Below are 12,363 nucleotides of genomic sequence, written 5' to 3' on the forward strand. Positions count from 1 at the left end.
AATCGACCAAGCAGCGCTTCACAGCGCAGCCAGATCGGTGAGCTCAAAAAGAGAGATACGACGATCGGCACTAGTCTCTCACTTGTCGAAGCCAAAGCTCCGACCGCAAGGACAAACGCCGTCCGCGTCTCCCTTCCTCAATTCCAACAATGTCAAAGACCTCGAGCCGACCGGATGACCGGACCGCTCACAGACGAGACGACGATCTGGGCCAGAAACCCCGATCAACCGCTTGTCCGACTGGGAGAACCGTGATACCGGCCAGACCATCCGGTCGGCCGCCTCAGCGGTGGAGGGCGTCTAGAGCCCTCCGATCCCCCTGTCAACCCCGTCGCCGAACCGCCGAAGCGAACCCGACCCCGAAGCCGCATCGGACAAAAACAGACCATCGCCCGGCAAACCCGCCGGCCAATCGCCGATCCTGTCAGAAGATGCGTCAGCGCCCGGGCCACTTCCGCGGCCGGCGCCGATGAACAGGGGTATAAACAGGCCCCACAGAGCCGTCAACCGGGTTTGTGCGCTGCGGTCGTTTTTTCTCGCGCAGCCGCATGACGCGCTTAAGACGGCGCCGCAGCGCGTTCAGTAGCCCTTCTTCAGTATCCCTTCTTCACTTGGGCCAGGGCCTGCCCGAGCCCGTGGGCGATGCGGGCGCGCTCGTCCGGATCGGCATCGCGGGCGACGAGCGCCTGCTGGCGCCGGGAGACCAGGGTGACGCGCTGCAGGCCGTACTCGTCATCCTCGACGGTCACGATCTTGGTCCAGAGGGGATTGAAGCGCCATTCGTGCCGCTCGCCCTTGTGGCTGACCCGGGCGAGCAGGATCTCGAGCTGCGAGATCATGACCTCCTCGAAGGAGCGCCCCCGCTGGAAGCTGACTTTCAGGGCCGCGTAGATCGCCAGCATGTCGAGGCCGAAGAAGCCGGCGACCGGCCAAAAACCCATCCGCCAGGCCCAGACCGAGACGGTGAGCGAGACCAGGCAGCAGCCGGTCATCACGATCCGGAAGCCGAGGCGGCTCAGGGATTGGTGCGGCCGGATCGTGGCGGAAAAGACCGGCCGGTCGATCGTGTCCGGGTCGAGCCCGTACGGGTGAACGGATGGATTGCCGCTAGCCATCCGATCCATATAACGCGCCGATGGCCGCCAGAAAGACTCCGCCTTCGGTAAAGAGCCCGCCTCGACGGCGTGCCGCAGGTGATTCCACGACGGGCGCTGCCTCCGGGCGTCTCGGCGGACGGATCGTCCCGGTCACGACCGCTCATATCGAGACCGCACCGGAGGCAGTCGATTCGGCGACGCTCGCCGAGATCTTCCGGCGCTTCCATGCGGCCGAGCCGGAGCCGAAGGGCGAGCTTCACGCCGTCAACCCGTTCACCCTGCTGGTGGCCGTGGTCCTGTCCGCCCAGGCCACCGATCGCGGCGTCAACCTCGCCACCGGCCCGCTCTTCGCGGTGGCCGACACGCCGGACAAGATGCTGGCGCTCGGCGAGGAGACGGTCCGCAGCTACATCCGCACGATCGGGCTGTTCAACACCAAGGCCAAGAACGTCATCGCGCTCTCGCGCATCCTGGTCGAGCGGCACGGCAGCGAGGTGCCGGCGAGCCTGGAGGCGCTGCAAGTCCTGCCCGGGGTTGGCGCCAAGACGGCGAGCGTCGTGCTGAACATCGCCTTCCAGGTGCCGCGGATCGCGGTCGACACCCATATCTTCCGGGTCTCGAATCGGATCCCGCTGTTCGTCGGCAGCACCACCGACAAGGTCCAGGCCGGGCTGGAGGCGATCGTGCCGGAGCCCTACCGGCTCCACGCCCATCACTGGCTGATCCTGCACGGCCGCTACACCTGCAAGGCGCGCAAGCCCGAATGCCCGCGCTGCCTGATCGCGGATCTGTGCCGATACCCGTCGAAGACCGCAGCCTGACCGGAAATCTCCGGGGCGCGGAGGCGGCCGGGCGCACGTCCGGACCCGCGCCCGCAATCCCGCCCTGCGGGCTAACGCGTTGTGCTGGAAGCCCGGTTCGGCTAGTTTGAACGGCAGTAGCCGGGCCCTCGGGCAGAGGCCGTCCGGCTGCCCGACCTTCGTATCCGGTCGCCGCGCCGCGGATTCCTCCCCATCGTCGCGCATCAGGAGCCTCGGCCCATGGACTTCCTCAAACCACGGTACACGCCTATGAACCGCCGCCGTCGCATCTACGAGGGCAAGGCGAAGGTCCTCTACGAGGGGCCCGAGCCCGGGACGCTCATCCAGCACTTCAAGGATGACGCGACCGCCTTCAACGCGAAGAAGCACGAGATCATCGACGGCAAGGGCGTGCTGAACAACCGAATCTCCGAATTCGTGTTCCAGCACCTCAACGACATCGGCGTGCCGACGCATTTCATCCGCCGGCTGAACATGCGCGAGCAGCTGATCCGGGAGGTCGAGATCATCCCGCTCGAGGTGGTGGTGCGCAACGTCGCGGCCGGCTCGCTGGCGACCCGGCTGGGCCTGGAGGAAGGCACCCAGCTGCCGCGTTCGATCATCGAGTTCTACTACAAGAACGACGCGCTCAACGACCCGATGGTGTCGGAGGAGCACATCACCGCGTTCGGCTGGGCGACGCCCCAGGAGATCGACGACATCATGGCGCTGGCGATCCGCGTCAACGACTTCCTGTCGGGTCTCTTCCTCGGCGTCGGCATCCGGCTCGTGGACTTCAAGATCGAGACCGGCCGCCTCTGGGAAGGCGACATGATGCGCATCGTCGTTGCCGACGAGATCTCCCCGGATTCCTGCCGGCTGTGGGACATCAAGTCGTCGGACAAGCTCGACAAGGACCGGTTCCGCAAGGACCTCGGCGGCCTGATCGAGGCCTATACCGAAGTGGCCAAGCGGCTCGGCATCATGTCGGAGAACGAGAAGGTTCAGACCGGCGGCCCGCGCCTCGTCCAGTAGGCCCGCTCAGGCCGGCGGGCGTCGGACCGGCGCCGGGCCCGCTTCCGGAAAGCCTGCGCGCAGGCGTGCGTGGGTGGAGAGGTCCGGGTCGAAGCCCGGGTGATAATGGGGGTCCTGCGCCAGCAGCGGCCCCCATCGCTTTTTGAGCGCCGCGATCTCGCGTTCGTGGCGGGCGCGGGCCTCCGGCGTCCAGCGGCGGCTCGCCGATTCACGGTGATGCAGCACTGCCCCCGGCACCAGCAGCGTGCGATGGCCGGCCGCGTTCAGGCGTAGGCACAGGTCGACATCGTTGAAGTCGACCGCGAAGACGGCATCGTCGAAGCCGCCGACCGACCGGAATTTCTTGGCCTCGACCATCAGGCAGGCGGCGGTGACCGCCGAGACCGCGTGGGTCGCGCTTAGGCCCGCAAGGTAGCCCGGCGCGTCCCCGGGGAAGTGGCGGTGCGCGTGGGTGACCAAGCCGCCGGTCGCGAGCACGATGCCGCCGTGCTGGATCCGCCCCTCGCCGTCCAAGAGCTTCGCGCCGACCGCGCCGATCTCCGGGCGCAGGGCCTCCCAGGCCATCCGGGCCAGCCAGTCGGGCCGGAACGCCTCCACGTCGTTGTTGACGAAGACCAGCAGCGCGCCGCGGGCGCGGGCGGCGGCGGCGTTGTTCATGGCGGCGAAGTTGAACGGCCCGGGACAGGGCACGACGCCCCCCCTCCCCTCGCGCTCCAAGGCATGGAGGAAGGCCAGCGTCTCCGGCTCGCGGCTGTCGTTATCGCAGACCAGGATCTCGAGATTCGGCCAGTCGGTGCAGGCTGCGAGGCTGTCGAGGCAAGGGCGGAGCAGGTCGAGGCGGTCGCGGGTCGGCACGATCACGCTCACCAGCGGCCGCGGATCGGGCAGCGGGTGCTCGACCTGCAGGAGGCCGCCCGCGCCCGATGCGATGCGGCTTCCGGTGCAACCGGTCCGATCGAGATGGCGGCGCAGGGCGTCGCGATGGCGGTGGCGACCCCCCTCCCCTGCCGGGGAGACGCAGTCCGCCGGGTCGCCGCGCCGGATCGTCAGGATCTCGGACAGGTGGCCGATCGCGGAGGCGCCGTGGCGCTCGGCGATCTGGAACGCGGCGTCGGCGGGGCCGCTCGGCTGGGTCTCCGCAGGCAAGGCTCCCGGCCGGCAGGCCAGCAGGGGCGCGAGGTAGTCGACCGCGGCCAGCAGTTCGGGATCGAAGGCCGGCGGCAGCAGGGGCCGGACCGGACCGCGCGGATCATCCTGGATCAGCGCGTCGCCGTAGACCGCCTGGAGTTCGGGATCGGCCGCGAAGGCAGCGGCGATGCGGGCCGTCGCGCCCGAGACGAGGAGGCCGTCGCCGAACAGCCGGATGCCATCGCCCGGTTGGGCCGGCGCGGGCGGGAAACGGTCGAGGGTTTTTACCGGCAGAGCGAGCCGGTGGTCGATGCCGATCAGGGCCGCCAGCTTCTGGCGGGCGCGCAGGCGTTTGCCCTGGAGCCGCGCGGCCAGGATCTCGCCCGTCGCCCGGGGCCGGCCCAGGAGACTGCGCAGCGCGCCGAGCAGCACACGCCCGGAGCGGCGCGGGATCCCGAGATGCAGCATCTGCGCGAGGCCCGGAACAGGCCCTGTCATCTGCGCCGCGTCATTCGAGATCCTCGCCGAAGGTCGTGAGCGACAGGGCGGGATGGTAGTACGGATCGTGGCGGATCACATCGCGCCAGCGCTCGGAGAACCGGGCGGCCTCCTGCTCGAACCGGGCACGCTTGGCGCCGACCGAGGGTCCCCGGCTCACGGATTCGAGATGGGCCAGGGTGGCGGCCGGGGTCCAGACCGTCTTCCAGCCGGCGGCGCCCAGGCGCAGGCAGAAATCGACATCGTTGAAATCCACCGGGAAGGCTTCGGCGTCGAAGCCGCCGACCGCCCGGTATTTGTCCCGCGCGACGGCGAGGCAGGCGGCGGTCACGGCCGAGACCTCGTGGGCCACGTGCAGGCGGCCCAGATGGCCGGGCGTGTCGCCGGGACGGCGGCGCAGGATGTGGCCCGCCCGTCCGCCGAGGCCGACCACGACCCCGGCATGCTGCAAGGTACCGTCAGCGTAGAGAAGCTTCGCGCCGACCGCCCCGACCTCCGGCCGGCTCGCTTGGCGGACCATCGCGTCGAGCCAGCTGGGCTCCAGCACCGCCACGTCGTTGTTGAGCAGCACCACGACCGCGCCCGTGGCTGCGGCGACACCGGCATTGACCATCGCGGCGAAGTTGAACGGTTGCGGGTCGATCAGGATGCGAACCCGCGGATCCCGGCGCAGGTTTTCGTAGTGCGCCAGCACGGCCGGATCGGTGGAGCCATTGTCGACGATGATCAGCTCGAGATCCGGGTAGGCGGTCTCGTGCAGCACGCCCCGGCAGACCCGCTCGATCAGGTCGAGGCGGTCCCGCGACGGGATCACGATGCTGGCTTTCGGGGCGGGTTGCGGCAGCGGCCAATCGAGGTGGATCACGCCGTTGCGGAGCGATGCGTTGATCGGGGCGCCCAGCATCTTGAGGCGCGTATCCAGCGCCTGCGCCCGGGCTGGCGGGTCGAGACACTCGCTCATGGTGCGGGCGAGGACGCGGGGGACATGGGCGCCGCGCGCACCGGCAACGATGGCAGCGGTCTCGATCGCCAGGATCGCCTCGGCCATCGGTCCGACCGGGGTGGCCGGCAGTCGCGACAGCAGGGTGTGCGAGAACAGCGCGGCGCGGCCGACATAGCCGGTCGCCAGGGCGAGGTCCGGGCTCCAATCCGGCTTGAGCTGCGGCTGGTCGTCGGGGCCGATCGCGTCACCATAGGCGAGATCCGCCTCCGCCAGGGCGGGCGCCAGCAGGGCAAGCGCGTCCGGGGCCGGGATGTCGCCCGGCCGGAGCAGGCACAGGGCGTCGGACTCGGCGATCAGCGCGGCGGGAGTCGCCCGAACATCCCAGCGCCGGTGTTCGGCACGGGGATCCGGCGATACGGGAATCGCATCGTCCCAGGCGACGCCGATGGTCCGGGCTTGGTGGCTCTGCGCATCCAGGGCATCGAGCGTCGCGGCGAGCGCCGCTTCTTCCCCGGACCGGGCCAGGATGAGGCAGCGGACCCGTAGATCGGTCGGGGCGAGCCGGATCGGGCGATTCCGCGACGCCGCCCAGGATCCGTAGTGCCGGAGCGGCGTCACCGCGCAGGCACCGCGCAGGATATCGCGGTAGCGCCGCTCGGACCCGCGAAGGCGTTCGTAGAGCGCCGAGACGAAACGCCAGGGCCGTCGCAGCAGGCACTGGGCCAGCACCGACACCTCGCGCCGCGCCCCGACCCGCTCCAGCACGAAGCCGGCCCCGGCCGACAGGCGGATCTCCCGGGCATCGCTGGAGATCAGGCCGAGCCAATGGGCGGAGCCGTGCGACGCGCCCGGGAGGATGAAGTCCAGTGGGGTACCGTCGGTCCCACGCAGGACCCGCACGATCGGCCGGCGCGGCGCAACGAGGGGATCGCCGGCATAGCTCAGCACGATCCAGCCGACCGGATGGTCGGGGAGGACGAGGCGGCGATCGAAGACGGGATCGTCGGTCGGCTCCAACCGGAACCGCGTCGCGCGGCCGAGCCAGGCTGCGCCGCGTCCGGCCTTTCCCGTCAGTGAGGTCGAATCGACGAAACGCGCCGCGGCATCACTGGGCAGCGTCGCCTCCGCCGGCGGGCTCCGCGGCGACCGCCGGCTTCCTGCGCCGCGGCTTCGCGGCGGCCTTCTCACCGGTGCCCTTGCTGGTGCCGACGCCGACGGTGATGTCGTAATCCTCGGCCGCAGCCGGCGGCACCGTGAGTTCCTCGGCGACGATGGTGGTGAAGCCCTGCGCTTCACCGGGGGCGACCACCACGGTGGACCGCTCGACGCGGCTTGCGATCACCTTGCCCTCGCGGCGGATCTGGATCGTCACCGGCACGTCGAACCGGCCCGGCGCGCCCTTCGGGCCGAGCAGGACATTCGCCTCCACGCCGACCTTGACGGTGACCGAACCGTCCTGGCGCCGGGCGCATTCCCGGGCGAGGCGCCCGACCGAGAACTGCGTCCGCACCTCGCTCCCGGCGAGCATGCGATACGCGGCCCCGTTCTCGGCCACCTCGACGGGCGGGCAATAGGGTGGATCCAGGCTCTGGGGCTGCGACGGCGGAACCGTCGTGCCGCCGAACTTGAACAGGTTGGAGAGGACGTTGCCCTCCTCCGCGTGGGCCGGGCTCGCCGACAGCGACCCGGCGAGGATCAGGCCGCACAGGCCCAGAAACAGGTCACGACCTCCGATCATCGCACGGCTCCCGAGCGGCCTCGTCATTTCAAGCTGTCGAACCCGGCCGCGAAGCCTTTCATCGAGAGCGGAATGCCGACGCCCTCCTCGGGCGTCTGGAACACGATGAAGGTCGCCTGCGTGCCGCCCTTGAACTGGCGGATCAGACCATCATCCATCACCACCTCGGCCACGCAGCCGGTGGTGAGGCAGCGCACGAAACCGGCCCGGCCGACATCGGTCTGGTCGATCTTGAGGCCGAGGCCGGAGGGAAGGAGCACGCCGAGCGGCGCCACCACCCGCAGCAGATAGCCGCGGTTGTCGGCCGTCTTCAGGACGATCACCACCAGGGTGAGGTTCGGGCGATCCTCCGCGGCCAGGTACTGCACCAGGGCGCATTGCTCGGCCTTCGCGCCGGCCGGCGTCTCGCAGCGCAGTTGCCAATCGTCGAAGGTCTTGCGGACCATGCCCTGGGCGGCGGCCGGCCCCGCGGAGGCGAGCCCTGTCGCGGTGAGGGCGAGAGATACCGGCAGCGCGACGCGCCGGACCACGCGCCGAAAACGATCGAGCCTCGCGTGAAGCGGCACCACCGAACCCTTCGGAACGCCATCGCCGAGGACCGGCGAGGCCGTAAAATCGGGGGTGTTCCGACCATGCTCAGCCCCGCGCTGTCAAGCGATGCCGGCTCCGGTGTTGCGCCTGGACGCTACCCGAGAGTTGCAGAACGGCCTAAATGAAGGGAGCTCTTCCTCCAGCGCAGGATCCTGAAGCTGTGATGCGCCTGTCCGCCCTCTCGGCCGCCTGCCTGCTGGCCACCCTCGCGCAGGCCGGGGCGCAATCGCTTCCCGTCGGCGAGACCACCTATATCGAGCACTCCCTCAACCGCTCCGACACGCTGATCGTCGAGCATCCGCCGGTGGCGGTGAACCCCTACGGCGGCCGCAACGGTCAGGCCGCGATCGCCGGCTATTGCCGGGAGGGCGGTCTCGTCCGCCGGCGCGACACCTTCGGCAACCCGGTGATCATCCGCCAGCGCGAGGTCTGCGACAGCGTGGCGCCGCGCACCCTGGAGCCCGGCCAAGTCGATCCGCGGCCGGCCTGGCCCGGCGAGGCCGTGACGCGCCAGAAGGTTTTGCGCGCCAAGGGCTGAGGCCCAGTCAGCCGTAGCGGTGCAGGCTGGTGCCGTTGCGCTTCAGCCACGCTTCGGCCGCGTCGACGTTCGGGCAGAGGCTGTGCAGGAGCGCCCAGTACCGGGCCGAGTGGTTCATCTCGCGCAGATGCGCCATCTCGTGGGCCACGAGGTAATCGAGCACCATCGGAGGCGCCAGGATCAGGCGCCACGAGAAATTCAACTCGCCCCGGGCCGTGCAGGAGCCCCAGCGGCTGCGGGTATCCCGCAACGTGATGCGCACCGGCCGCTGGCCGAGGAGCGGCGCATAGCGCTCCACCGCCTCCGTCAGATCCCGACGCGCCTCGCGCGTGAAAAAATCCCGGACCCGGCGCGGGACATGGGCGGGCTCGCAGGAGACCGAGATCACCGGCCCCCCCTGTCCCTCCCCCTGCCCGCCCTCGACGCGCACTGCCCCGCTGCGTGTGTCGCGCAGATGCACGCGGTGCGGCTCGCCGCGTAGCGGCAGGATCGCGTCGGGTACGAACAGGACCCGCTCGGGCACGCGCGCTAGCCGCGCCGCGATCCAGCCGGCGTGGCTGGTGGCGAAACGCTGGGCGGTGTTCACCGCGGTGCGGCTCGGCAGCGTGATCACGACCTCGCCGGTGGCGGCCGAGACCCGCAGGGTGATCCGACGCGCGGTCGGGCGACGGCGCAGCGCGATCTGGAGGCTGGCTCCCTCGTGCTGGACCTCGAGGTGGTCGGGATCGGGACGACGCAGCAGCGCGAACGACATGGCACCGTTCTAGCCGGCCCGGAACCGACGCTCCAGATCCTGAACGCGGGAATCGCCAAGGTTCCGGCGGGCCGGCCTCGGAACGCGTGGCCGCGTCAGCCGGCGAGCGCCCGGGTCCAGATTTCGGTCTCGGGCATCACCAGCAGGGCGGCGGCGGCCAGCGCGATGCCGTAGGGGATGCCGGTCTTGGCGTCGTGGAGATGCAGCGCGAAGGGCAGGCGCGCGACGCGCTGCGGCAGCGGATAGGCGCGCACGGCCAGGATCGTCAGGGTCAGGGCGCCGCCGAAGATCGAGGCCACAAGGAGGTAATCGCCCAGTCCGTCGAAGCCGAGCCACAGCGCCGTGGCGGCGGCGAGCTTCGCGTCGCCCCCGCCGATCACCCCGAAGGCGAACAGCGTGAAGGTGACGGCCAGGACGACGGCGCCGGCGCCGAGGTGAAGTCCGATCTCGGCCCAGTCCATCGAGCCGGTCAGGGCGAGCAGGACGAAGCCCGCGACGAGGGCCAACGAGATCCGGTTCGGGATCAGCATCGTCAACAGGTCGCTCGCCGCGGCATAGGCCATCAGGAACGGGAACAGCACCAGCAGGCCGAAACCGGCCGTGCCGAGACTCGCGATCGCCGATCCTGCGCCAACCATCTCGGGACCAACCCTATCCGTATGTGACGGGCAAGCGGCTCGGAAGCGAGGCCGCTGCCGAACGGCGGATCCGGCGGGCCGAGACCCCATCGCGGCAGCGATGGAGCCTCGAACCTGCCGCAGATCCTGGCCGCTCCGAAAACCCGATCAGTTCAGGTTGCCGGCGATCGCGCTGAACTTGGCGGTGAGGGAGGTGCCGACGGTCTTCAGCGCGCCGATGATGACGACGGCGATCAGGGCGGCGATCATGCCGTACTCGATCGCGGTGGCGCCGGACTCGTCCGAGGCGAAGCGCGAGAACAGGGTCTTCATGGGGGGCGATCCTTCGAACAAGAACTTGCAGCGTGGACTTTGTGAGATGACCGACGAAGATTTCTACGTCTCGATCGGCGGCAGTTGGAGAGTGTCCGATACGCCTTGAAATTCGGTTAAATCGCGCCTCGATCAAAGTTCGGTCCGGCTCCGCTGCGAGCTTAGTGAAGGATCAGTTTCGCCGCTGCCGAACATTGGTGCGGCTTTCTCATGCTTAGCGGTTCCTTCACTGGTCCCGGGTTAGCGCTACAGCTTCAGGCGTCGCCACGCGCAGGCGCCGACCGCTTCCGAGACCCCCCGATGCGCCGCACCCTGTCGAATGGGGCCCGAGCCGGCCTCGTCCTCCTGCTAACGGGGGCCTCCGTCGCGGCCGCCCAGCCGGAGCCGCTGCCCATCGTCACCGTGCTGGTGGACAACGCCAAGGTGATCCGCCTGCCGGAGAAGACCGCGACGGTGATCGTCGGCAACCCGATCATCGCCGAGGTCACGCCGCAGAAGAACGGCGTGCTCGTGCTGACCGGCAAAAGCTTCGGCTCGACCAACCTGATCGCCCTCGACACGGCCGGCGGGCTGATCGCCGAGACGATGATCCGGGTCGAAGCGTCGCGGGATTCGACCATCACGGTCCAGCGCGGCCTGGATCGGGAATCGCTGTCCTGCACGCCGAACTGCCAGCCGGCGGTCCAGCTCGGCGACTCGGCCAATTACTTCGGGACGACCAGCGGCCAGGCCGATGCCCGCCGCAAGCTCGCCACCGGCGGCGGCGCGGCCGGTCCCCAGGCCGCGGAGCACTGAAGGCGCCGAACGCGACACCACACGGATCCTGAGGCAACATCCGTCCTCGGCGCGACCGTGAGTCGATTCGGTAGTATCCCCGGCGCGCCGTCAGGGAGGTCTCTCGCCGATGCCCGGCATCACGCACACGCCGCCGCCACCCGCCGTTGATCCCGGCGTGCTCGCCGCGTTCCAGGACATCGCGACGGCGACGATCAGCGATTGTCTCGACCGGATGCCGGTGCTGCACGGCCTGCGCGCCTTCCACCGGCGGGGCCGGCTCATCGGCACGGCGTTCACCGTGCGGGTACGGGCCGGCGACAACCTCGCGATCCATCAGGCGCTGGAGCAGGTCCGTCGCGGAGATGTGATCGTGGTGGATGGCGGCGGCGACACCAGCCGGGCGCTGGTGGGCGACATCATGAAGGCGATCGCCGAGAGCCGGGGCGTGGCCGGCTTCGTGATCGACGGAGCCGTGCGCGATACCGACGCCTTCGCCGATTCGGATTTCCCCTGTTACGCCCGCGCCGCGACGCCCCGGGGGCCGTTCAAGACCGGGCCCGGCGCGATCAACGTGCCAGTCAGCATCGGCGGCTGGACGGTGAACCCGGGCGACGTGGTGGTGGGCGACGCGGACGGCGTCGTGACCTTTCCGCCCGCCCTCGCCCCGAGCTTGATCGAGGCCGTGCGTGCACAGGCGGCCCGGGAGGCCGAGGTGCTCGCGCTGATCCGGGCAGGCCGATACGACGGCCGCTATGCCCGGGAGGCCAAGGGCTGAGGTTCCGCCGGCACCGCCTTGCGGAGCGGGCGTATCCCGTGGACGATGGCGTATGGAGTCTCAGACCCTCACCTACGCCATCGGCGACATTCACGGCTGCGCCGACCTGCTCGACACCCTGCTGGAGCGGATCGCCGCCCATGCCGGCGACCGCCCCCACCGGCTGGTCTTCCTGGGCGACTACATCGACCGCGGCCCCGACAGCGCCGCCGTGCTGCGCACCATCAGCCGCCTGAACTGGGCCGAGCCCGAGCGCGTCACCTGCCTGATGGGCAACCACGAGCGCATGCTGCTCGATGCGCTGCTGACGCCGGAAGCCGCGCGGCACTGGCTCCATTACGGCGGCGAGGAGACGCTCGACTCCTTCGGTGCGCGGGATCTCGGCGGCCTGCCGCGCGACACCCTCGACTGGATCGAGGCACTGCCGACCCTGCACGGGGACGCGGCCCGCTGGTACGTCCATGCCGGCTTCCAACCGGGCACGGCGGCAGCGGAGTCGGACGTGCATGACCGCCTGTGGATCCGCGAGCCGTTCCTGGAGGGCGACCACGATTTCGGCCGGCACGTAGTCCACGGCCACACGCCGCAGCGGGACGGCCGCCCGGAGATCCGCCGGTTCCGGACGAATCTCGACACCGGCGCGGTCTATGGCGGCGCGCTCACCGCCGGAATCTTCTCCGATGCCCAGGGGCCGGCGCTGGAATTCCTGTCCGTGCCCGCGGCCTGATCCCGGATCCGG

At 70.0% G+C, this 12,363-nt stretch carries 14 protein-coding genes; 6 read left to right on the forward strand and 8 right to left on the reverse strand.

Features of this window, described 5'->3' with window-relative positions:
- Nucleotides 1–593: 593 nt before the first annotated feature.
- Complete coding sequence (locus tag MKK67_RS08180; protein ID WP_243963339.1) at nucleotides 594–1,115, reverse strand: DUF2244 domain-containing protein; 522 nt, start codon at nucleotides 1,113–1,115, stop codon at nucleotides 594–596.
- Nucleotides 1,116–1,135: 20 nt separating this feature from the next.
- Between MKK67_RS08180 and nth the strand changes: the two genes are divergently transcribed.
- Complete coding sequence (nth, locus tag MKK67_RS08185) at nucleotides 1,136–1,918, forward strand: endonuclease III (protein WP_243963340.1); 783 nt, start codon at nucleotides 1,136–1,138, stop codon at nucleotides 1,916–1,918.
- Between the two features lie 219 nt (nucleotides 1,919–2,137).
- On the forward strand, nucleotides 2,138–2,932 hold the full coding sequence (purC, locus tag MKK67_RS08190) for a phosphoribosylaminoimidazolesuccinocarboxamide synthase (RefSeq protein WP_082643291.1): 795 nt from the start codon (nucleotides 2,138–2,140) through the stop codon (nucleotides 2,930–2,932).
- Nucleotides 2,933–2,938: 6 nt separating this feature from the next.
- Here purC and MKK67_RS08195 read toward each other — a convergent pair whose 3' ends face one another.
- The 4 genes from MKK67_RS08195 to MKK67_RS08210 form a co-directional block, all read right to left on the reverse strand.
- Complete coding sequence (locus MKK67_RS08195) at nucleotides 2,939–4,558, reverse strand: glycosyltransferase family 2 protein (protein ID WP_243963341.1); 1,620 nt, start codon at nucleotides 4,556–4,558, stop codon at nucleotides 2,939–2,941.
- Nucleotides 4,559–4,568: 10 nt separating this feature from the next.
- The gene (locus MKK67_RS08200; RefSeq protein WP_279601505.1) at nucleotides 4,569–6,518 is read right to left on the reverse strand and encodes a glycosyltransferase; all 1,950 of its coding nucleotides are present in this window, start codon (nucleotides 6,516–6,518) and stop codon (nucleotides 4,569–4,571) included.
- Nucleotides 6,519–6,606: 88 nt separating this feature from the next.
- Nucleotides 6,607–7,239 (reverse strand): hypothetical protein, encoded by a 633-nt coding sequence (locus MKK67_RS08205; protein ID WP_243963342.1) that lies wholly within the window; start codon nucleotides 7,237–7,239, stop codon nucleotides 6,607–6,609.
- A gap of 23 nt (nucleotides 7,240–7,262) precedes the next feature.
- Entirely contained in the window at nucleotides 7,263–7,769 is a 507-nt protein-coding gene (locus MKK67_RS08210) for an invasion associated locus B family protein (protein ID WP_243963343.1), read from the reverse strand.
- Between the two features lie 224 nt (nucleotides 7,770–7,993).
- Between MKK67_RS08210 and MKK67_RS08215 the strand changes: the two genes are divergently transcribed.
- Nucleotides 7,994–8,368, forward strand: coding sequence for a hypothetical protein (locus tag MKK67_RS08215; protein ID WP_243963344.1), 375 nt, complete (start codon nucleotides 7,994–7,996; stop codon nucleotides 8,366–8,368).
- A gap of 7 nt (nucleotides 8,369–8,375) precedes the next feature.
- Here the strand turns inward: MKK67_RS08215 and MKK67_RS08220 are convergent, their stop codons facing one another.
- From MKK67_RS08220 to MKK67_RS08230, 3 genes are all read right to left on the reverse strand, one after another.
- Nucleotides 8,376–9,122: a M48 family metallopeptidase gene (locus tag MKK67_RS08220; RefSeq protein WP_243963345.1), complete on the reverse strand. Its 747-nt coding sequence runs from the start codon at nucleotides 9,120–9,122 to the stop codon at nucleotides 8,376–8,378.
- Nucleotides 9,123–9,217: 95 nt separating this feature from the next.
- The gene (locus tag MKK67_RS08225; RefSeq protein WP_243963346.1) at nucleotides 9,218–9,760 is read right to left on the reverse strand and encodes a prepilin peptidase; all 543 of its coding nucleotides are present in this window, start codon (nucleotides 9,758–9,760) and stop codon (nucleotides 9,218–9,220) included.
- Nucleotides 9,761–9,907: 147 nt separating this feature from the next.
- Entirely contained in the window at nucleotides 9,908–10,072 is a 165-nt protein-coding gene (locus MKK67_RS08230) for a Flp family type IVb pilin (RefSeq protein WP_058193027.1), read from the reverse strand.
- Nucleotides 10,073–10,372: 300 nt separating this feature from the next.
- Between MKK67_RS08230 and MKK67_RS08235 the strand changes: the two genes are divergently transcribed.
- The 3 genes from MKK67_RS08235 (at nucleotide 10,373) to MKK67_RS08245 (ending at nucleotide 12,351) form a co-directional block, all read left to right on the forward strand.
- Entirely contained in the window at nucleotides 10,373–10,867 is a 495-nt protein-coding gene (locus MKK67_RS08235) for a pilus assembly protein N-terminal domain-containing protein (protein ID WP_243963347.1), read from the forward strand.
- Nucleotides 10,868–10,976: 109 nt separating this feature from the next.
- A complete protein-coding gene (locus MKK67_RS08240; protein ID WP_243963348.1) occupies nucleotides 10,977–11,624 on the forward strand; it encodes an RraA family protein in 648 nt (215 codons plus the stop codon).
- Nucleotides 11,625–11,676: 52 nt separating this feature from the next.
- The gene (locus tag MKK67_RS08245) at nucleotides 11,677–12,351 is read left to right on the forward strand and encodes a metallophosphoesterase family protein (RefSeq protein WP_243963349.1); all 675 of its coding nucleotides are present in this window, start codon (nucleotides 11,677–11,679) and stop codon (nucleotides 12,349–12,351) included.
- The last annotated feature ends 12 nt before the right edge of the window (nucleotides 12,352–12,363 follow it).

The organism is Methylobacterium sp. J-072 (assembly GCF_022829425.1).
In the GTDB taxonomy this organism is placed as follows: Bacteria; Pseudomonadota; Alphaproteobacteria; order Rhizobiales; family Beijerinckiaceae; genus Methylobacterium.